The 20,240-nt window shown below is 72.2% G+C and carries 13 protein-coding genes and 1 pseudogene; 8 read left to right on the top strand and 6 right to left on the bottom strand.

Features of this window, described 5'->3' with window-relative positions:
• Positions 1-117: 117 nt before the first annotated feature.
• From ACFWVV_RS15905 to ACFWVV_RS15895, 3 genes and pseudogenes are all read right to left on the bottom strand, one after another.
• Positions 118-866 (bottom strand): annotated as a pseudogene (locus tag ACFWVV_RS15905) (hypothetical protein).
• Entirely contained in the window at positions 866-2,161 is a 1,296-nt protein-coding gene (locus ACFWVV_RS15900; protein ID WP_384358586.1) for a VWA domain-containing protein, read from the bottom strand. Before ACFWVV_RS15900 ends, ACFWVV_RS15905 begins: the two are co-directional and overlap by 1 nt.
• A gap of 51 nt (positions 2,162-2,212) precedes the next feature.
• Positions 2,213-4,144, bottom strand: a complete 1,932-nt coding sequence (locus ACFWVV_RS15895; protein ID WP_384358584.1) for a M64 family metallopeptidase — start codon at positions 4,142-4,144, stop codon at positions 2,213-2,215.
• Between the two features lie 174 nt (positions 4,145-4,318).
• On the opposite strand from ACFWVV_RS15895, the gene ACFWVV_RS15890 reads away from it, so the two are divergent.
• The 4 genes from ACFWVV_RS15890 to ACFWVV_RS15875 are packed head-to-tail and all read left to right on the top strand — an operon-like array spanning position 4,319 to position 10,194.
• Complete coding sequence (locus ACFWVV_RS15890; RefSeq protein WP_384358582.1) at positions 4,319-5,239, top strand: ABC transporter substrate-binding protein; 921 nt, start codon at positions 4,319-4,321, stop codon at positions 5,237-5,239.
• Complete coding sequence (locus ACFWVV_RS15885) at positions 5,236-6,138, top strand: amino acid ABC transporter permease (RefSeq protein ID WP_384358580.1); 903 nt, start codon at positions 5,236-5,238, stop codon at positions 6,136-6,138. Before ACFWVV_RS15890 ends, ACFWVV_RS15885 begins: the two co-directional genes overlap by 4 nt.
• Positions 6,135-6,890 carry an amino acid ABC transporter ATP-binding protein gene (locus ACFWVV_RS15880; RefSeq protein WP_384358578.1) on the top strand — a complete coding sequence of 252 codons (756 nt, stop codon included), beginning with the start codon at positions 6,135-6,137 and terminating at the stop codon, positions 6,888-6,890. The genes ACFWVV_RS15885 and ACFWVV_RS15880 overlap by 4 nt, the downstream gene beginning before the upstream one ends.
• A 25-nt stretch (positions 6,891-6,915) precedes the next feature.
• Entirely contained in the window at positions 6,916-10,194 is a 3,279-nt protein-coding gene (locus ACFWVV_RS15875) for an NACHT domain-containing protein (protein ID WP_384358576.1), read from the top strand.
• Between the two features lie 49 nt (positions 10,195-10,243).
• Here ACFWVV_RS15875 and ACFWVV_RS15870 read toward each other — a convergent pair whose 3' ends face one another.
• Complete coding sequence (locus ACFWVV_RS15870; protein WP_384358574.1) at positions 10,244-12,016, bottom strand: FAD-dependent oxidoreductase; 1,773 nt, start codon at positions 12,014-12,016, stop codon at positions 10,244-10,246.
• Between the two features lie 248 nt (positions 12,017-12,264).
• Positions 12,265-12,765: an NUDIX hydrolase gene (locus tag ACFWVV_RS15865; protein WP_384358572.1), complete on the bottom strand. Its 501-nt coding sequence runs from the start codon at positions 12,763-12,765 to the stop codon at positions 12,265-12,267.
• A gap of 160 nt (positions 12,766-12,925) precedes the next feature.
• On the opposite strand from ACFWVV_RS15865, the gene ACFWVV_RS15860 reads away from it, so the two are divergent.
• The 3 genes from ACFWVV_RS15860 to ACFWVV_RS15850 all read left to right on the top strand — a co-directional run bounded on the left by ACFWVV_RS15860 (position 12,926) and on the right by ACFWVV_RS15850 (position 17,369).
• On the top strand, positions 12,926-15,394 hold the full coding sequence (locus ACFWVV_RS15860; RefSeq protein ID WP_384358570.1) for a glycoside hydrolase N-terminal domain-containing protein: 2,469 nt from the start codon (positions 12,926-12,928) through the stop codon (positions 15,392-15,394).
• Between the two features lie 155 nt (positions 15,395-15,549).
• Positions 15,550-16,182: a DUF5819 family protein gene (locus tag ACFWVV_RS15855; protein ID WP_384358568.1), complete on the top strand. Its 633-nt coding sequence runs from the start codon at positions 15,550-15,552 to the stop codon at positions 16,180-16,182.
• Positions 16,179-17,369, top strand: a complete 1,191-nt coding sequence (locus ACFWVV_RS15850; protein WP_384358566.1) for an HTTM domain-containing protein — start codon at positions 16,179-16,181, stop codon at positions 17,367-17,369. Before ACFWVV_RS15855 ends, ACFWVV_RS15850 begins: the two co-directional genes overlap by 4 nt.
• Before the next feature lie 282 nt (positions 17,370-17,651).
• Here the strand turns inward: ACFWVV_RS15850 and ACFWVV_RS15845 are convergent, their stop codons facing one another.
• Positions 17,652-18,758, bottom strand: a complete 1,107-nt coding sequence (locus tag ACFWVV_RS15845; RefSeq protein ID WP_384358564.1) for a TetR/AcrR family transcriptional regulator — start codon at positions 18,756-18,758, stop codon at positions 17,652-17,654.
• 95 nt (positions 18,759-18,853) lie between these two features.
• Between ACFWVV_RS15845 and ACFWVV_RS15840 the strand changes: the two genes are divergently transcribed.
• Positions 18,854-20,113: a cytochrome P450 gene (locus ACFWVV_RS15840; protein WP_384358562.1), complete on the top strand. Its 1,260-nt coding sequence runs from the start codon at positions 18,854-18,856 to the stop codon at positions 20,111-20,113.
• The last annotated feature ends 127 nt before the right edge of the window (positions 20,114-20,240 follow it).

The following is a 20,240-nucleotide window of genomic DNA, read 5'->3' as shown; positions in this document are numbered from 1 at the left end:
CCCCGGCTAGCCGCCTCTCTAGGCCCCCCGTGCGGCCCCACCAACCCCCCCCCCCCCCCCGGCCGCTGGCGGGGTGGCGCCCCCCCCCCGCCTCGCGCGCCCCCCCAACCCCCCTCGCTACATCCCCGGCGGCACGTGCGGGGGCCGCCCCGCACCCCGGGTCAGCGTGAAGCCCGCGAGTCCCGCCAGCACCGCGAGCACCGCGCCGCCCGCCGTCCAGAGCCACCGGTCGGACCAGTTCCCCGACGCCCAGCCGCCCTCGGGGGCGGCAGCCGCCGACGCCTGCCGGGGCGGATGGCCCGCGTCCTCCTTGTCCGGGGTGGTGGCGCCCGGTACCAGCGGCGCCGCCAGCGTCCCGTCGACGGCCTTCGAGCCGCCCACCTCGCGCACGGCCGCCCGCATCTCCGTGCGTACCGGCAGGCCCAGGTCGTCGTCGGCGAGCGAGGTCACCGTCAGACGTACGAAGTAGGAGCCCGGCAGCGGGTCGTTGGACGACTGCTCCGCCCAGCTCCGTACGGTCCGCAGGTGGCAGGTCAGCGTGAGGTCCGCGGCCTCCTTCGGGGCGGCCGCCGACGAGGAGCCGTAGGTGCACGCCTGGCGGCGGCGCAGCCCGTCGTACACATCGAGCCGCCAGGTCTGCGGGCCGTGCCGCTGCGCGGACTCCGGGAGCACGACCCTGGCCGTCACCGTGGCGTCCTGTCCGGCGTCCGCGGGGAACACCCAGTACAGGTAGTCACCGGTGGAGGCGCCCGCGGTGGCGAGCTGCCCCGGCTCGACGGCGCCGGGCCGGCCACCGCCGCCGGGGCCGTGCCGAACAGCGCGGCGGCCGCGAGCAGCGCGCCCGTCAGTACACGTGTGGTACGCATCAGTTGGTCCTCCAGACCGCAACGCGCCAGCGCGAGAGCCAGCCGACGACCAGACCCGCGAGGAGACCGGTCAGCGTCAGCACGCCCAGCAGCCACCAGCCGCGCCCGAGCCCGAACGACGCCACGTCCGAGGCCCCCTCCGGCGCGTCGACCAGGTCGATCGCGAGCTCGACGGGCATGCCGGGCTCCGTCCTCACCCCCGGCGGCGCCGAGAACGAACTGCTCACCCGCAGACACACCGTCTCCGCCGGCGCCTCGTCCTGCCCCTTCACCGCGGCCACTTCCGCCTTCGGGTAGCGCAGCCCGGACGAGATCACGTCCGTACGGCCGTCCCCCGACTCCTGACCGCGCACGATCTCGCGGCCGCTCCTGGTGGACGCCCGCAGCAGCACGCCGTAGTCGTTGTGGACGGCCCGGTCCGCGCCGATGCTCACCGCCGCGCGCAGCTCCTGCCCCGCCCGGACCTGGACCCGGTACCAGCGGTGCTCACCGAACCTCTCCCGGTCGGTGTAGAGACCGGCACGCAGCTCCGGCGCGTCCTCGCACGCCGCGCCGCCCCTGGTGGCGACCGGCGTGACGACCGGGTCGGCGGCCCGGTCCACCAACTGTTTGACGCGCCGGGAGAGCTGGTCCTTGTGCTGCACCGCGGTGTAGGTGCCGCCGGTGGCCTCGGCGATACAGGTCAGCTGCTGGCGGATCTTCGCGTTCGGCACCAGACCGAGGGTGTCGATCACCAGATGGGTGCCCTTGGCGGCGATCTCGCGCGCCACGACGCACGGGTCGAGCGGACCGCAGGTGTCCTCCCCGTCCGTGATCAGCACGATCCGGCGGGTCGCGTCACCTCCCTCCAGGTCCTTCGCCGCGCCGAGCAGTGCGGGGCCGACCGGGGTGAACCCGGTGGGGGCGAGGGTGGCGACAGCGGCCTTGGCCTCGGTGCGGTTCAGCTTGCCGACCGGGTACAGCTGCCGGGTGTCCTCGCAGCCGCGCTTCTTGTCGTCGCCCGCGTAGTCGGCGCCCAGCGTGCGTATGCCGAGCCGTACTTCCTCGGGTGTGGCGTCCAGGACGTCGTTGAAGGCCTGCTTCGCCGCGGCCATCCGGGACTGCCCGTCGATGTCCCTGGCCCGCATCGAACCGCTGACGTCCAGCACCAGCTCGATCTTGGGGGATTCCTGCGGGGCGTCCTCGCCGGTGTCCGGCCCGTCGTCGGCGAGGGCCGGCGAAGGGAGCAGCCCGGCGGCCAGAGCGGCGAGCAGTGCGCCGCACGCTCCGGCCGCCAGTCGTTTCCGTGTGATCATCGCCGGATCCTATGGAAGATCATCGGCCGTGCACAAAACGAGCGGCAGCGCCTAGGTCCGGGGCGGCACCAGTGTGACCAGGAACTTCTCTGCGGGTCCGACGTTCCCCGCCGCGTCGATCGTGCGGTGTTCGACGGTGTGCGTCCGGTACTCAGGGGTCGCGTCGTCCCACGGCACCACCCGTGGCGTCCCCAGCTTTCCGTAGACGAGCCCGTCGACGTCCGTGCCGGACGGGGTGAACAGCCAGGGCTTGTCCGCGTCCGTCGGCCAGCCGTAGTAGGTGTACCAGCCGTCTCCGTTCACCCGGAACTGCGAGACCACCGACCCCCGCTGGTCGTCCTTCGCGGTCAGCTTCATGGTGAACGGGCCGTCTTGGACGTACTCCACGGGCTTCCCCGGCCGGTGCACGGTCCGCACCGGCTTCGACAGCTCGTACGAACTCTTCGCCGCGGTCGCGTCGACGGTCCAGGTCAGGGACTGCGAGGTACCGGTGATCCGGGCCTTCAGGGTGTGCGTGCGTCCGGCCGGCAGCGGGAGCCTGCCCAAGTCGAGGTCACGGTCGTTGCCGAGGCTCGTGGCGACGGGCCACCCGTTGAGGGTCCACCGCACCTGGGGGCTGCGGCCGGTCGCCGGGTGCGAGGTGTCGGCGTACACCACGGACTTGGCGCCGACCGGCCTGTCCGTACCGGTGTGCCCGGTGAACCCGGCCTCACGGGACGGCTGCCGAGGTGTCGTGACGGACCGGTCGACCGTCCAGGAAACGGTACGGGTGAGGGCCTGCGAGCCGCGCACCCCGGGGTCCCGTACGAACTCGGTCGGATCCGTGACGGTCGCGGTGAGCGTGTGCGCGCCCCCGCCCACGTGCAGCCGCTTCAGGTCCAGGCTGCGCGAACCGAACGTCCTCGGCACGGTCTTCCCGTCCAGCTTCCACGTCACATCGAGCGCGCCGCCCACCGGGTGCAGGGTGTCGACCCACGCGGTGCGGTCGGTGCCGAGGGGGGCGGTGTTCGGGGTGTGGTCCTGCACCAGATTCACCTTGCCGGCGATGGCCCGGGTCATCACCTCGCGCTCCACCTGGTCGAAGTCGTAGCCGAGGGTCTTCATCATGGAGTGCCTGCTGGGCCGCCAGACGCCCTTGGTGGAGTACAGCCCGCCCTCGTGGCGTCCGATCCTCCCGCCGGAGAGGCTCTCCTCGCCCAGCCAGCGCCACCACTTGCGCTGCCCGGCCCGCATCTCCTTCTCGCTGAGGAGGGTGTGGTGGACGGAGTCCGGCTCGCCGCCCGTGTACGTTCCGCCGGGCACGCCGCGCCCGTAGTAGTCGTACTCGTCGGCGAGCCCGCCCAGCGAGTGGCCTATCTCGTGCGGGGTGATCAGGGCGGACAGCGCGTTGCCGCCGGACGCGGTGGCCCAGGAGCCGCCCGCACCGCCGTACGTCTCACTGTTGGCGAGCGCGACGATCTGCCGGTTGGCGCTCCTGGTACCGGTGACGAGGTCGGCGGCGGCGCTCGCCTTCTTCGTGTCGACCGTCAGCAGCCGCTGCACGCTCTGTGCGTTGCAGCCGCCCCAGAACGCCATGTCCAGCGGGGTGTCGCGGCGGGCGTCGGACAGCCCCGGGTCGCAGTCGACGCCGGACTCCGGGGACGGCATCTCGACGGCCCAGACGTTGATGTAGGAGCGGTAGGAGGCGAAGGGCTCGATGCTCCACAGCACGTTCATGTGCTTCTCGACGTCGGCCCGGAACTCGGGGATCTCGGCGGCGGTGTAGCCGTCGCCGAGGACGACCAGGTTGAAGCGCTTGTCGGCGGGCCCCGTCGTCTGGACCGGGACGACGGTGGCACCGGCGGGTGCGCGGAGCGCGTCCGGTCCCGGGGGCCCCGGGGGTGCTGCCGCCGCCGGCGGGGTGAGGACCGCGGCGAGGAGTGCGCCGGCCACGGTGAGGAGTGCGGATCTCTGCCCTGTGCGCGAGGATCGCTTGAGTCGCATGGGCGGGATCGTACGAGCGGCGCCAACTGGGCGTAAAGAGGCCCGAGTTGCGGCAGGGGAGGTCGAAGACACTGGATTCTGCGGAAAATTCACCGTCCCGCAACAGATTCCAGGATGCGGACGAACACCGATTCGACGTGGACAAAAGTGCCTGCTCACTGCCACTCTCGCGCCATGCTTCCTGCCTTCTCCAGCCGCCCCGTGCGCCGCGTTTCCCACTCCTTCGGCCGTGGCGCGAGCGCCCTCGCCGTCGTCGTCTCCGCCGTGTTCGCGGCCGGCTGTGCTCCCCAGCCGGAGCCGGCGGCCGGTGCGTCGCCGGGAGCCTCCGCGGCCAAGGGCGGCTCCTGCGAGCAGGGCAAACTGCCCACCGAGACCGCAGGAAAGCTGACCGTGGGCACCGACAAGCCCGCCTACGCCCCCTGGTTCAAGGACGACAAGCCCGACAACGGCCAGGGCTACGAGTCCGCCGTCGCCTACGCGATCGCCGGGAAGCTCGGCTTCAAGAAGCAGGACGTCGTCTGGCAGACGGTCGCGTTCAACAACGCCTTCGCCCCCGGCGAGAAGAAGTTCGACCTCGACCTCAACCAGATCTCCATCAGCGAGCAGCGCAAGAAGGCCGTCGACTTCTCCTCCGGCTACTACGACGTACGCCAGACGGTCGTCGCCCTCAAGAACTCCAAGGCGGCGAAGGCCAAGACCGTCGCCGACCTCAAGGACGTCAAGCTCGGCGCCCAGGTCGGCACGACGAGCCTCGACGTCATCAACGAGGTGATCAAGCCGGCCGAGAAGCCGGCCGTCTACCAGAAGAACGACCTCGCCAAGGCCGCACTCAAGAACGGCCAGGTGGACGGCATCGTCGTCGACCTCCCCACCGCCTTCTACATCACCGGCGCCGAAGTGCCCGAGGCCGCGGTGATCGGCCAGTTCGCCGACACCCTCGGCAAGGCGGAACAGTTCGGCGCCGTACTCGACAAGGGCAGCGCCCTCACCCCCTGCGTCAGCGGCGCCGTCGACGCGCTGCGCAAGGACGGCACGCTGGCGAAGCTGGAGAAGCAGTGGCTGGCGGACGCGGTCGACGCACCGGTGCTGAAGTGACGGTCCAGGACACCACGCCGGTGAAGGGGGACGCGCAGGGCACGGCCGGCGACGGCTACGTTCCCTCTGCCCGGCGCCTCGCCCGCGAACGCTTCAAGCGCACCCGCACCCGCCGCGCCACCGCCATCGCCGCGATCAGCACCCTTGTCACGGCGGCGGTGCTGTACGTCGTCATCGTCAACTCGCCGGGCTGGCAGCGCACCCGCGAGACCTTCTTCGACCCGGCCTTCGCCGCCAAGGCGTTCCCCGAGGTCATGGAGGGCCTGTGGCTCAACCTGCGGCTGCTCGCGGTGTGCGGGGCCTGTGTGCTGGTCCTCGGCATGCTGCTCGCCGTCGCGCGCACCCTGCGCGGCCCGGCGTTCTTCCCCGTACGGGCACTGGCGACCGCGTACACGGACTTCTTCCGCGGGCTGCCGCTGATCATCAACCTGCTGATCGTGGTCTTCGGCGTCCCCGCACTGCGCCTGACGGGCGTCACCACGGACCCGGTGGTCCTGGGCGGGGTCGCGCTGACCCTGACGTACTCGGCGTACGTGGCGGAGGTCTTCCGTGCGGGCATCGAGTCAGTCCACCCCTCGCAGCGCGCGGCGGCCCGCTCCCTGGGTCTCTCCAACCGGCAGACCCTGCGCCACGTCGTGCTCCCGCAGGCGGTGCGCCGAGTGGTCCCCCCGCTCCTCAACGACCTGGTGTCGCTCCAGAAGGACACCGGCCTCGTCTCGATCGCGGGCGCGGTCGACGCCGTGTACGCGGCCCAGATCATCGCCAGCCGCGACTTCAACTACACGCCCTACATCGTCGCGGGACTCGTCTTCGTCGCCCTGACGATCCCGATGACCCGCTTCACGGACTGGGTGACGGCACGGATGGACAAACAGCGGGCACAGGGAGGAACGGTATGAGCGACAGCCCCGTGCTGCGGCTGGAGTCCGTCCGCAAGACGTACGGCAAGGACACCGTCGTGCTGCGCGACGTGGACCTGGAGGTCGCCCCGCACACCGTCACGGCCCTCATCGGCGCGTCAGGATCCGGCAAGTCCACGCTGCTGCGCTGCGTGAACCTGCTGGAGGAGATCGACGACGGGGCGATCTTCCTGGACGGCGAGGACATCACCGACCCCCGGGTGGACCCCGACACGGTACGCCGCCGGATCGGCGTGGTCTTCCAGGCGTACAACCTCTTCCCGCACATGACGGTGCTCGACAACATCACACTGGCCCCGCGCCGGGTGCACGGGACATCGAAGGAGGAGGCCGAGGAACGGGCACGGGAGCTGCTGGCGCGGCTGGGACTCAGCGACAAGGCCTCCTCGTACCCCGACCGGCTGAGCGGCGGCCAGCAGCAACGGGCGGCGATCGTCCGCGCACTGGCGGTACGCCCGCGGCTGCTGCTCCTGGACGAGATCACGGCGGCGCTCGACCCCGAGCTGGTGGGGGAGGTGCTCAGCGTGGTCCGCGACCTGAAGGACGAGGGCATGACGATGGTGCTCGCCACCCACGAGATGGGCTTCGCCCGCGAGGTCGCCGACCAGGTGTGCTTCCTGGACGCGGGCGTCGTGTGCGAGCGAGGCACCCCGGCGGAGGTGTTCGGGGCGCCGCAGGAGGCGCGAACACAGCGATTCCTCAAGCGAATTGTGGAGGCGGGGCGGCTCTGACAGTGCCGCGTGCTACATCTTGACCATGCGGGGACGACGACTTCTGAGTTACCGGGACGCGGTGGCGGTCCTGGGCGGCGACAGCGAGGCGCTGGCGACGGCGGACCGGGCGCTGGGCGGCGCGTTGTCCGTGGCCACCGGGGGGACGAGCGACGCGGTCCTGGGCCTGCTGGGGGCGCAGGGGCGGTTGCTGCGCACCGGCAGGGACGCGCTCAGCGGCCTGCGGGACCGGCTCGGGTCGGCCGAGCGTGCCGAGCGCACCGAGAAGGTCGCGGCCGCGCATGCGGTGCTGGTGATCGTGGCGTTCTTCGAGGCGGTCGCGGAAGCCGATCTCCCCTTCGGCCTGGGGGAGCTGGAGCTGACCCGCGGCGAGCAGGTCACCCTCGCCGGCGGCGACGCGGCGGACGCCTTCGTACGGTCGCTGCTGGCCGCGGCCGTCCCGCAGCCCAGCCCCGCGCAGCCCTTCGAGGACACCCTGCGCGAGCTGTACGGGTGGTACGGGAACCTCGAACACAGGCTGTGGGAGTTCCTGCTCGGCCTGGCGGTCTGGGAAGGGCTGGGCGAGAGCGAACGGTCACAGGCGGAACGGACGGTCCGCAGCCTCGACCGGCGAGCGGTGGAGCGCTACCAGGAACTGTTCGCCCAACTCGCCCTCGAGGTCCCCGAATTCGGCTTCTGGTCCGGACAGGTGGAGCACCAGGCCACCCGGCACGAGGTGCGCCGCTCCCTGGACGGCATCCGCATCGCTCTCTCCGGCCTCGCCGCCGTGCCGGAGCCGGGCCACGCCGCGGCCGGGCTCACCGCCGGATACCGGGCCGCCCTGGACAGGGCGATCCTGTCCGAGGGCAAGGCCCCCAGCGGCCTCACCCTGCCGACCCTCATCGAGGGCTATGTCGACCCCGACTTCCGGGTCGCCCGGGTACTGGGCGAGAACAGCGGCCCCGCCGGGGAGGAGTGGTGGGACGACGTGCCCGTGCGCTCCGACCTCACCGAGTTCCTCGCCGCGTCCCTGACCTCCCTCGGGTCCACGGTCACGCCGCTGCTGGTGCTGGGCCAGCCCGGCGCGGGCAAGTCGGTCCTGACGAAGATCCTCGCCTCCCGGCTGCCCGGTACCGGGTTCCTGCCGGTGCGGATCATCCTGCGCGAGATCCGCGCCGAGGACGACGTACAGGACCAGATCGAGCACGCCGTACGGCTGGCCACCGGTGAGCGGGTCTCCTGGCCGGAACTGGTGCGCTCGGCCGCGGGCGCGGTGCCGGTGCTGCTGTTCGACGGTTTCGACGAACTGCTGCAGGCGACCGGCGTCAGCCAGACCGACTACCTGCTGCGGGTGGCCAGGTTCCAGCAGCGCGAGGCCGACCAGGGCCGGCCCGTGTACGCCCTCGTCACCAGCAGGACCGCCGTAGCCGACCGGGCCCGCTGCCCCGAAGGCACGGTCGCCCTGCGCCTGGAACCCTTCCGCGAGCCGCACGTCGTGCGCTGGCTCGACGTCTGGAACGAGCTCAACGCCCCCCACTTCACCGCCCAGGGCCTGCGCCCGCTCTCCGCCGAGGTGGCAGGACGGCACAGCGAACTGGCCTCGCAGCCGCTGCTCCTGCTGATGCTCGCCCTCTACGACGCGACCGGCAACGCACTCCAGCAGGACTCCGGCAGCGGCGAACCGCTGGGCGCCGCGGACCTCTACGAGGAACTGCTGACCTCCTTCGCGGTCCGCGAGATAGGCAAGTCGGGCGAGGGGCTGGACGAAAGACTGCTGGCGGCCCACACCGAACGCGAACTCCAGCGCCTGTCCCTCATCGCCTTCGGCATCCTCAACCGCCGCCGCCAGTGGATCACCGCCGACGAACTCGACCAGGACCTCGCCGCCCTCCTCGGCCGCCCCGACCTCAGGTCCGCCGACTTCAGGGCCCCGCTCGGCCAGGCCGAGATCGCCCTCGGCCGGTTCTTCTTCGTGCAGCGGGCCCAGGCGCTCAGGGACGAACACCAGCTCGTCACCTACGAGTTCCTGCACGCCACCTTCGGCGAGTACCTGGCCGCCCGGCTCGCCGTACAGGTCCTGGCCGGACTGCTCGGGCAGCGCCCCGCCCTGGCGCTGGGCCGGGTGAGCGTCGACGACGACCTGCTGTACGCGCTGCTGTCGTACAACCTGCTGGCCTCACGGCAGATGCTGCGTTTCGTCGAAGCGCGGCTGGCGCGGCTGCCTGCGAGCGACCGGGAACGCCTTGCCGACCTGCTCGTCACGGTGATGGAGGACGCCCGCGAGCGCGGCGGGCACCAGTACGCCGACTACCGGCCGATCCGGCGGGCGACGGCCGCCCGGCACGGCAAGTACGAGGCGAACCTCATCCTGATGACCGTGCTGCTGCGGGGGAGCGTCACCGCGAGCCGGCTCTTCCCGGATGCGGCCGATCCGGCGGGCATCTGGTGGCACAGGACCCAGCTCTGGCGATCCGCGCTGACGGAACAGGAGTGGACGGACTTCGCTCTCGCGCTGGAGGTCCGGCGCGGGTGGGCGGACGGGCGCCGTGAGCTGACGGTGGAGCGGCGGACCGCCGACGAGTTCGTCGCGCAGGACATCGACCCCTACTGGCTGTTCCGCCACCCGCCGGGCAGCGACACCTACGAGCAGGAGCGCTCGTGGTCACGGACGTACTGGTACGAGATCCAGCACAAGATGGGGGTCGCGGGCGGAACAAACGACTCGATCGTCCGGCACGCCCTGGACCCGATGTTCCGGCACTTGGGGGCGGCGGTCACGAGCTTCGTCGGTGAAGCGCGGGGCGGCACCGCCACCTCGTACGCGCACGATCTGACGGAGCTCTGGCTCCGCAGCGCTCTGGGTGCACCGGAGGCGGAACTGGCCGGGCACTACCGTCGGTGCACCCACCTCCTGCAACACGCCCGGCAACTCGACGAGGGCTTCCGACACCGTGCCGTCGCGCTGGTGCTGGCCCAGCTGCGCACGGACGCGTCCCGGCTGCCGGTCGAGGTGGTCGGCGAGGTGCTGCTGGCCGCGATCTCCGCGGCGCCGGGCGAGCTGGGAGAGACGATGGCAAGAATCGCGGTGGACAGACTCGACGAGGCGGGCGGAGACGGTCAAGGGACTCCCACCGCCGAGGTGTGGGCGCTGGTGACCGCTCTCGTCCGCGCGCTGCACGCGTTCGGCAGCTCGACCAGGGCGGTGTCGGATGTGCGCCAGTGGGTGATGGACGCCTCGGCAGGCCCGGCGTTGCGGTTCCTGGAGCAGGACGAGATATACACCGCGAGCTTCAGGACACGGGTCTACGGCGCGGACCAGGGCTGAGCCAGGGCTGCGCGGGCCGGGGCCGCCCCCGGTCCGCGCCCCGACTGCCCTACCCCACGTCCAGCGCGTTCCGCAGCCCCAGCCGCCACCGCGTCCTGTCGTGCCGCTTCAGCGTTTCGATGGCGGGGATCTTGTGCATCCCCCGCACCGTGACCCGGGGCGCGTCCGACCCCGCCCTCTCCAGCAGCGCGTTGACCGCCGCCCTCGCCGACGCGTTGGCGCCCTCCATCGTGGCCAGGTCGATGTCCACGGCGACGTAGTCGCCCGCCAAATAGAAGTTGGGGATGGCCGTGGCAGCCGAGGGGCGGTTGTGCAGGGTGCCCACCGGGTGGATCAGCAGCTCGTCCTCATTGGTGGGGTTCGGCGTGCCGAGGCCGTCCACGCCCGGGTCCAGGAACCACGAGTGCAGTGCGCTGTCCCGCAGGACCGTTTTCCCGGTGTCGTTGAGCGCGGCCTTCAGCTGTGCCCAGACCTCCTTCGCCACCTCCTCCCGCGTGCACTGCTTCGCCGTCTTCCCGTACAGGATCCCCGGCTTGTCCCACTCGGAGATGTCCACCGACAGACAGTCCACCGCGACGCCGTCGCCGTAGTCCGCCGGGAAGTTGCGGCCCGGCCAGTGGCCGGCCTGGGCGATGCCGGTCAGGGACCACGGTGAGTCGATGAGGTTCACATGCCCGTCGACCATCTTCGGCCGCTCGGTCAGATAGAACTGGATACCCGTCATCCAGTCCGTCTCCAGCTTGTCCGCTCGCGCCAGCTGCGGGTCCAGGGACCGCATGTCGGCGTTCCAGGTGCGTCGTGCGTGCTCCACCGGCATCGCCGAGACGTAGTGGTCGGCGACCACCGACTGCCGGACCCCCGCCGGGTCCTCGATCACCGCCGCGCTGATCCGGCCGCCCGCCGTGCGCAGCTCACGCACGGTCCAGCCGATCCTGAAGTCCACACCCAGCGCCCTCAGACGGGTCACCCACGGGTCGATCCACGCCTCGTTCGTGGGCGCGTTGAGGATGCGGTCGGGCGGCCCGTCCGCGCCCTGTCCCAACGCGTTGAAGACGAACGCCTCGCCCAGGGTGCCGACCGTACGGGTGCTTGCCTCCTCCGCCTTCGTCGCGACGATGTTGCGGGTGATGCCGACCGCCAGAATGCGCTGGTACTCCTTCGACATGCGGGCCGCCCGGACGAATTCCCACCAGGGGGTCTTCTCCCACGTGCTGTCGCGGCGTTCGTCGCAGCTGGTCAGGAAGACGAGTGCGCGGTTCACGAAGTACGTGATCTCGTGCAGCGGGAGGTTCAGGGCCGTTTCCAGCAGGCCGGTGAGCATGCGCCGGACGTCGTCGAGGTCGAGTCCGGCCGGCTGGTGGCCCGGCCACGGGATCGGCATCCGCAGGTCTTCGCGGCCGCCCGAGCGCGCGAACATCATCTCGGGCGGTGCCACCAGGTTGTCCCACACGCCGTTCGCGTTCCCGGGGAAGGGGATGCGGCGCATGGTGTCGGGGAGGTTGTGGTAGATGCCGGGGATGAAGCGGAAGCCGTGTTCGGCGGGCAGCGGCCGGCGGCTGCCCTTCGCGCTGCCGGGTACGTCCATGCTGCGGGCCTTGCCGCCCAGTGCGCGTCTCTCGTAAACCGTGACCTGGAAGCCGCGTTCGGCCAGCTCGTGCGCGGCGGTGAGCCCCGCGACGCCGCCTCCCAGTACGGCGACGGACCGGCCGGCGGCGGCTGCGGGCCGTACGGGTGGAGCGGCGGGTGCGGCGGCGTGCGCGGCCCCTGCGGCCGGGAGCACGCCGAGTGCGGCGCCCCCGCCGAGCGCCGCCGCACCCGCCACGAACGTACGCCGGGAAGCAGAGGACGCGCCTGCGGAAGAGGTGCCTGGAGAAGTGCCTGACGAGGTGTGCGACGTGATGCTTGCGGGAGCGTGCGTGGGAGTGCTGTCCGAACGGTCCATGTGCCCAGCCCCTTACCAGTGGTAACGCAACGTGAGTCGCAGGAGCATAAGGCGGCCCCGCCCGGCGCGGAAGTCATACGTGTGCGCAAGTGCGGGCGGCACAAAGGGAGTTGGCCGATACGGGTCGCTCAGTCGGCCAGCCGGTAGCAGTGCGACGCGGTCTGCGGCAGAGGCAGTTCGGGCCGCCAGGCTCGCAGGACGGCCGCCGACGGGACGAACAGAGCCGCCGGAAGCTCCTCGGGGACGAACCAGGCCCACCGCACGATCTTGTCCGGTTCGGTGACGCGGGCCGTTCCCTCGGCCGCCTCCGTGACCGCGGCCGCGGTCACCCGGTTCAGGTCGTACGCGTAATCCATCAGCAGTGCCACCACCCGTACGGACCCTGCGGGTGCCAACAGGCCGGTCTCCTCCTTTAGCTCGCGCACGCCCGCCGCCTCGAAACTCTCGCCCGCGTCCACCTTGCCGCCCGGAAGCTCCCAGTTGCCGTTGTGGCCCAGCCCCAACAAAACCCGGCCCGTGGCATCGACGACGATCATGCCGACGCCGGTGAGGCAGTTGGGGGTGGGGGAGGTGCGGGCGGGAGTGTCGTCAGGGGGGGAGGTGTGGGTGGGGCGTTGCACGGTGCTCATGGGTCCCGACAGTAGACCTCGCCCAGAGCGGAGACGTCGGCCTGTCAGGACCTCCGATCAATGCGATCGGAGGGCTGTCAAGACAGCTGCCCCATGGTCTCTCGCCTTCGCCACCTCTATATTTCCCCCAGGATTGATCCGACCTCTGGAGGGACCGTTCATGACGCCGTCCCGGCGCCAAGCACTCGGCCTGTCCGCGGCGCTCGCCACGACTGCCGCCCTGTCCCACGCCCCGGCGGCAGCCGCTGCCCCGCACGGCCCACTCGCTCCGCCGCCCGGCCCGCTCGTGCCGGCCCCAGGCGACGGCCACACCCTCTGGTACGACGCACCCGCCCGCGACTGGGAGCGGGAAGCCCTGCCGATCGGCTGCGGCGCCCTCGGTGCCATGGTCTTCGGCGGCGTCGCCACCGAACGGCTCCAGCTCAACGAGAAGTCGCTGTGGACCGGCGGCCCCGGCAGCAAGGAGGGCTACGACCACGGCAACTGGCCGGCCCCCCGCCCCGGCGCCCTCGACGAGGTCCGCAGGATCATCGACGAGAAGGGGTCGATGGACCCGGCCGAGGTCGCCGGGCGCCTCGGCAACCCCGCCTACTCCACCCCGGCCGGAGTCGTCCCCGGCTTCGGCAACTACCAGAACTTCGGCTCGCTCGTCCTTGAGTTCCCAGCGGCCCCCGCCACCCCCACCGCCTACCGCCGCCATCTGGACCTCAACAACGCCGTAGCAGGCGTGAGTTACCGCGATGCCGACGGGGTCACCCACACCCGCGAGTACTTCGCGAGCCACCCCGGCAGGGTCGTCGCCGGACGCCTGAGCGCGGACCGGCCCGGCAAGGTCTCCTTCACCCTGCGCATCGACTCCGCCCAGAACGGCGCCACCACCACGGCGGCACAGGGCCGCCTCACCGTCGCCGGCGCCCTCACCGACAACGGTCTGCGCTACGAGGGCCAGGTGCAGGTCACCACCCGCGGCGGCACCCGCACCGAGAGCGAAGGCCGGATCACCGTCACCGGCGCCGACAGCGCCACCCTCGTCTTCTCCGCCGGCACCGACTACGCCCAGCACCACCCCGCCTACCGGGGCTCCGACCCGCACCCCCGCGTCAGCGCCGACGTGACCCGCGCCGCGGACCTGCCGTACGAGCGGCTGCGCGCGGCCCACCTCGCCGACCACCGCGCGCTGTACGACCGGGTCGCCCTCGACATCGGCCAGGAGATGCCCGCGGGCATCCCCACCGACCGGCTCCTCGCCTCCTACCGGGCCGACCCGGCCGCGCCCGCCGACCGCGCCCTGGAAGCCCTCTTCTTCCGCTACGGCCGCTACCTCCTCATCGCCTCCTCCCGGCCGGGATCGCTCCCCGCCAACCTCCAGGGCGTCTGGAACCAGTCCAACAACCCGCCCTGGAACGCCGATTACCACACCAACATCAACATCCAGATGAACTACTGGCCCGCCGAGACCACCCACCTCGCCGAGACCACCGAACCGCACCACGCCTTCGTGGACGCCCTGCGCGCCCCCGGCCGCAGGACCGCCAGGGAGATGTTCGGGGCGGCCGAGGGCTGGGTCGTCCACCAGAACACCAACACCTTCGGCTACACCGGCGTCCACGACTGGGCCACCTCCTTCTGGATGCCCGAGGCGGGCGGCTGGCTCGTCCAACAGCTCTACGAGCGCTATCTGTTCGGCCTCGACCGGACCTTCCTGCGCGACCGCGCCTACCCGGTGATGAAGGAGGCCGCCCGCTTCTGGCTGGCCGGCCTGCACACCGACCCGCGCGACGGAAAGCTCGTCGTCTCCCCGAGCTACTCGCCCGAGCAGGGCGAGTTCACCGCCGGTGCCTCCCTGCCCCAGCAGATCGTCTTCGACCTCTTCACCAACACCGCGGAGGCCGCCGGAATCCTGCGGGTGGACCCGGAGCTGAGACAGCAGCTCAAGGACACCCTCGCCCGGCTCGACACCGGGCTGCGGATCGGCAAGTGGGGCCAGCTCCAGGAGTGGAAGGCCGACATCGACGACCCCGCCAACACCCACCGGCACGTCTCGCACCTGTTCGCCCTGCACCCGGGCCGCCGGATCACCCCGGGCTCTGCGTACGCCGAAGCCGCCGAGGTCTCGCTCACCGCACGCGGTGACGGCGGCACCGGCTGGAGCAAGGCATGGAAGATCAACTTCTGGGCGCTGCTCGGCGACGGCGACCACGCCGCGAAGATGCTCGGCGAACAGCTCAAGTCCTCCACCCTGCCCAACCTGTGGGACACCCACCCGCCATTCCAGATCGACGGCAACTTCGGCGCCACCGCGGGCATCGCCGAGATGCTCCTCCAGAGCAGGCACGGCACCGTCCACGTGCTGCCCGCCCTGCCCGGCGCCTGGTCCGCCCGGGGCTCGTACGACGGGCTGCGCGCCCGGGGCGACTTCACCGTCGGCGTCACCTGGCGGAAGGGGCGCCCCACCGAGATTCGCCTGCACTCCGGCAGCGGCACCACGGCGAAACTGCGCCACCCCTCCCTGACCGGCAGGGTCCGTGTACTGCGCACGGGCGCGGACCCCACCACGTACACCGCGAGGAACGGCCTGCTCACCCTGCCGACCCGAGCCGGACGGAACTACCGCCTGCGGCCCCTGTAGCCCACCGGGCACGCACCTCGAGCACGCGGGTGGCCCACACCGGGCATGCACCTCAGGCACGTGGCGGGGCCCCCGGGGGACGCCCGTTACTCTGGGGCCCGTCGTGACCGATGCGTGCCCCGAGGCACAACCCCGTGGCACAGGAGGAACACACCGTGGCCCAGTCCGCCATACCCCCGCCGGACCCCCTCGCACCCCGGGGCATCCCGCTCACCGGACTCCGCCGCTCTCTCTCCCGTACCGCCCTCGCCCTGGTCGCGCTCCTCGCTCTGGTCCACTCCGCCATGCTGCTGCTGTACGTCGCGACGGACTTCCCGCCCTCCAGGACGTACGCCAAGCAGACCGACTGGTGGATGCGGCCGATGTTCCCGCAGGACTGGAACATCTTCGCCCCCGACCCCTCCCGCTACAACCTCCACCTGGAGGTCCGCTCCCGGGTCGACGGGACGTTCGGCGAGTGGACGGACCTCACGGCGAACGACAACTCCCGCTACCGGGGTGACCTGCTCCCCAGCATCGAGGACCAGCTGGTGCTGCGCCGCGCGGTCTCCCAGTACCAGACGAGCGCGCGCAACCAGGACCGGTCCCCGGCGGCCGACGCCGCCCGCAGCCGCAACGCCCGCTACCTCCTGAACGTCGTCCGCGTCCGCCTCGACGCCATGGGGAAGCCGGTGGGCGACGTCGTCGAGCTCCGCACCCGCTCCACCCGGATTCCCGCCCCCGACGCCCCCGGCGTCACCCATCGGCCCACCTACCGCACGCTCGGCTTCTGGACGGTGGCCCCATGACCGCCCGCCAGGCCCTCGCTCTCGGCGCGGGCGGAGCCGGCGCGTGCGCCGCGCGCCTGACCGGCGCCCTGCGCGACCTCACCCTGCGGCCCCTCTCCCTCTACAGTGCGGCCGCCCTGCGCATCGGGCTGGCCGGCCTGTACGTCGTGCACCTGCTGCGCGAACTCCCGCACGCGAGCCGCCTGTGGGGGCCCGCCTCGCCCCTCACCCCCGAACTCTTCGCCGAAACGCTCAGGGCGCGCGGCTGGGACGGGGCGTTCGGCTGGTGGTACGGGCTGCTCTCCACCGACAGTTCCCTGGTGTTCTCCGCCTGGTACGCCTTCGCCCTCGTGGTCGGCGCGCTGTACGCACTGGGCTGGCGGACCCGGGCCGTGGCTCCGCTCTTCGTCTTCGTCGTGGTCGCCTTCTACATCCGCGGTTCGCAAGCCAACAGCGGCTGGGCACTGCTCAGCCTCCTGTTCGCCAACTACCTCGTCTTCGTCGCCTCCGGCCGCCGCTGGTCGCTCGACGCCCGCCGCCGGGCCCGGCGGGGCAACGCCCCGAGCCGGTACGTCTTCTGGGGCGAGGAGACCGAAGAACTGCGCCGCCGTGCGGTGACCCTGCTGCACAACGCGGGCCTCGGTGTCATCGCCCTGCAGGTGATGGTCATCTACACCTCGGCCGCCATGTACAAGATCCAGGGTGCGTCGTGGCGGGACGGCTCGGCGCTCTACTACTCGATGATGAGCGACGACTTCTCCGCCTTCCCCGAGCTGTCGGCGTGGATCGTCAGCCACGGGACGTTCACGGCGGTCATGGCGTACGTCACGGTGTTCTCCCAAGTCCTCTTTGCCGCCCTGGTGTTCAACCGCCAACTGAAGTACGTGATCCTCGTCGTGATGCTGAGCACGCACGTGGGCATCGGTCTGCTGATGGCGCTGCCGATGTTCTCGGCGATCACCATCGTGGGCGACCTGGTGTTCCTGCCGACGTCGTTCTGGCTGGCGGTGACGGCCTTCGTCACGACGTGGCGGCAGCCCGCGGCCTCATTGGAGGGTCCGGGGACCGGGCGGCCGGCCACCGTGCCCCCACAAGCCGGCCACGAGCCCGTCGGCGGCGGTCCCGGGCAGGAGCCGGGCGGGGGGAAGCCCCGCGCGGCGGCCCTCAGCATCCCGCAGCCCTCCGACCCGCCGGACGACCCACGCTGACCCGGTCCTCCCGCGGTGTTCCGGCCCTCCCGGCGGGTCGGCCCTCGCGGCGGGTCGGCCCTCCCGCGGCGTCCCGCTCCCGCGGTGACTCCGGCCCTCCCGCTGCGGTCCGCTCCCGCCGTGACCCGGCCCTCCCGCTGCGGTCCGCTCCCGCCGTGACCCGGTCCTCCCGCGGTGGGCCGCTACCGCGAGCGGGCCCCCCGCTGTGTCCAGGCAGGCGAGCACCAGTGGGCACAAGGAGACACCACCCGCGCCCCACCGCTTCGCGCCCCCGGCGCCCCCTCAGACTGCCGTCGCCGCCGCGTGACCCGCTCCCCGGCCCTCGGCCCGCGCCACGATCCGCCCGTCCTCGATCCGCACCGCCACCTCGGTCGCGTCGCTCACCGCCGACACTCCGGCCGCGGCGGCCAGCAATCCCGACTCGTCGTGGGCGACCCCCACCCGGGGCCACGCACCACGGGGGAACGCCCGGCGCAGCCCCGCCGCCAGCTCGGCCACCGTCAGCCGGGCCAGCGGCCCCAGTTCACCCGGTTCGCCCGTGACCAGGACGGCGGTGACCGCGACACCCGGCGGAGCCGCCCGTACCGCCTCCTCGACTGCCTCAAGCCGGTGCAGCCCCAGCACCACAAGCACCGCGTCGTCCGCGAGCCGCACCGGCTCTGCGAGCAGGGCGTCCGTCGCGGGCGGCGGCGCCCACTCCTCGTCGACGGGCCGCGCCTTGGAGACATACGGCAGGTGCGGCGGCGCCCAGGCGCCGTCGGGGGCGAGCCCGGCGAGCTGTTCGCAGGCGGCCACCGTCTGGAACGGGTCGACGAACCCCGGTGCGGCGGCGGCCAGTTGGTCCGCCCCGTGCAGCAGAGTCAGCACCGTCTCGGCGAGCGGGACCAGACGCCCCGGCCCGCCGCCAGGTCTGCCACCGCCACCGCGCCCGCCATCGGCCGCCCGCCCGCCGGCCAGGCCCTCCAGCGCCAGCCCGAGCAGCAGCGCGTTCAGCTTGAGCAACTGGCCGTACGGCTGCCTGGTACGGGCGTCGGCGAGCACGACCGACGGCAGGTCCATCGCCAGCCGGTCCTCGGGCTCCGCCGCCCCGGACAGCGGGAACCGTGACACCCGCGCCCTGGCGAGCGCGCCGAGCGCCTCGTGGACGGTGCTCACGGGCGACGGGGGAGGGGGCGCCGGAGAGTTCACGGCCAGATCGGCGAGGACCGCGAAATAGAGGGCGCGCTTGCCGGGGAAGTTGGAGTAGACGGCGCCCCGGGTGAGGCCCGCCCGCTCGGCGATCCGGTCGATCTTGGCATCCCGGAAACCGAGTTCGCCGAACTCCTCGCGCGCTGCCTCAAGAACTTTCCGCCGATTGAATTCCTGCACTTCGGCCCTGGTCCGGCTCATGTCGCTCCTGTCGTGGGTGGCACCGCACATTCAAGATACTCAGGGCATCCAGATGATGGCATCATGTGGTTACATCATTCCCATGGGAGGCACTCGTGCAGGCAGAGAACCAGGGGCACGTCCCGGAGAACGAGGGGCGCACCCCCGAGGTACACGAGAGCCGAGGGAACGTGCCGGAGATACAGCTCTCCGACCCGGAGTTGATCCGCGACCCCTTCGGGGTCTACGGCCGTGCCCGTGAACAGGGGCCGGTGGCCAGGCTGGTGGCCCCCGGGTTCGGCGGAATGTGGGCCCTCACCCGGTACGCACAGGCCCGGGAGATGCTGAGTGACCCGCGCTTCGAGATCCGCAGCGACAGTTTCATGCGGCCGGAGGTGCCGGAGGACTGTCTTCCGTACCTGCGGACCATGGCGGAGATGAACGGCCCCGAGCACCAGCGGCTGCGCCGCCTGGTCGCTCCCGCCTTCAGCGCCCGGCGGGCCGCCGCCTTCCGGCCCCGTATCGAAGCGGTCGTCGAGCGGCTCCTGGACGCACTGGACGCGCACATGGCGGTGTCCGGCGACGGCTCGGCAGACCTGCTGCGGCACTTCGCCCTGCACCTGCCGATGGACGTCATCTGCGAGTGGGTGGGCGTCCCCGAGGAGCTCCGGCCGCAGTGGCGGGAGTACGGGGCGACCGTCGTGTCCGGCGTGGGCGCCGACTTCGCCGCGGCAATTCCCGGGATCGTCCGGGGCGCGCGCGAGACGGTCGAGCTGCGCCGCCGCGAACCCGGCGACGACCTGCTCACCGAGCTGATCCGGGTGCGGGACGAGGACGGGGACCGGCTGAGCGACGTCGAGCTGGTGACACTGGTGTGGCACCTGGTGATGGCGGGGCAGTCCCCCACACCACTGGTGGCCAACGCGGTCGACGCGCTGCTGGCCCACCCCGCCGAACTGGCCGCCCTGCGGGCGGACCCGGCCCTGCTGCCCGGGGCGATGGAGGAGATCGGCCGGCTGGCGGGGCCGACGATCCTCACCATCCCGAGGTACGCGACCGAGGACCTGGAGCTGCACGGCGTGCGGGTGGCCGAGGGAGAGGCGGTGACGGCGGTCGTGGCCTCGGCCAACCGCGATCCCCGGGTGTACGCCTCGCCACAGACCCTGGACGTACGCCGGGCGGCGGGCTCCGCACCGCACCTGGGCTTCGGCCACGGCTCCCACTTCTGCCTGGGGGCCTCGGTGGCCCGCATCCAGACCGAGGTGGCGGTGGGCGGGCTGCTCCGGCGCTACCCGGAACTGGCGCGGGCGGGCGAGGCCAAGCGGGCCATGGACCCGGGCACCTGGCGGCTTGAGGGGCTGCCGGTACGGGGCTGACCGCCCGAGCGGCGGGCGGCCCGGGGGCCCCACCCGGGGGCCGCGGCCCGGGGGCCGCCCCCGGGCCGGGCCACCCCCCCCGCCCCCCCGCCGGGGGGGGGGCCCCGGGCGGGGCGCGCCCCCCCGC

This window comes from Streptomyces sp. NPDC058663, assembly GCF_042716745.1.
GTDB lineage: Bacteria > Actinomycetota > Actinomycetes > Streptomycetales > Streptomycetaceae > Streptomyces.
This window is presented reverse-complemented; position numbering and strand designations above follow the sequence as displayed.

Coding starts and splice junctions, on each gene's coding strand:
- ACFWVV_RS15890 (WP_384358582.1), top strand. CDS start 4,319: ATGCTTCCTGCCTTCTCCAGCCGCCCCGTGCGCCGCGTTTCCCACTCC.
- ACFWVV_RS15875 (WP_384358576.1), top strand. CDS start 6,916: ATGCGGGGACGACGACTTCTGAGTTACCGGGACGCGGTGGCGGTCCTG.
- ACFWVV_RS15850 (WP_384358566.1), top strand. CDS start 16,179: ATGACCGCCCGCCAGGCCCTCGCTCTCGGCGCGGGCGGAGCCGGCGCG.
- ACFWVV_RS15860 (WP_384358570.1), top strand. CDS start 12,926: ATGACGCCGTCCCGGCGCCAAGCACTCGGCCTGTCCGCGGCGCTCGCC.
- ACFWVV_RS15845 (WP_384358564.1), bottom strand. CDS start 18,758: ATGAGCCGGACCAGGGCCGAAGTGCAGGAATTCAATCGGCGGAAAGTT.
- ACFWVV_RS15865 (WP_384358572.1), bottom strand. CDS start 12,765: ATGAGCACCGTGCAACGCCCCACCCACACCTCCCCCCCTGACGACACT.
- ACFWVV_RS15895 (WP_384358584.1), bottom strand. CDS start 4,144: ATGCGACTCAAGCGATCCTCGCGCACAGGGCAGAGATCCGCACTCCTC.
- ACFWVV_RS15900 (WP_384358586.1), bottom strand. CDS start 2,161: ATGATCACACGGAAACGACTGGCGGCCGGAGCGTGCGGCGCACTGCTC.
- ACFWVV_RS15880 (WP_384358578.1), top strand. CDS start 6,135: ATGAGCGACAGCCCCGTGCTGCGGCTGGAGTCCGTCCGCAAGACGTAC.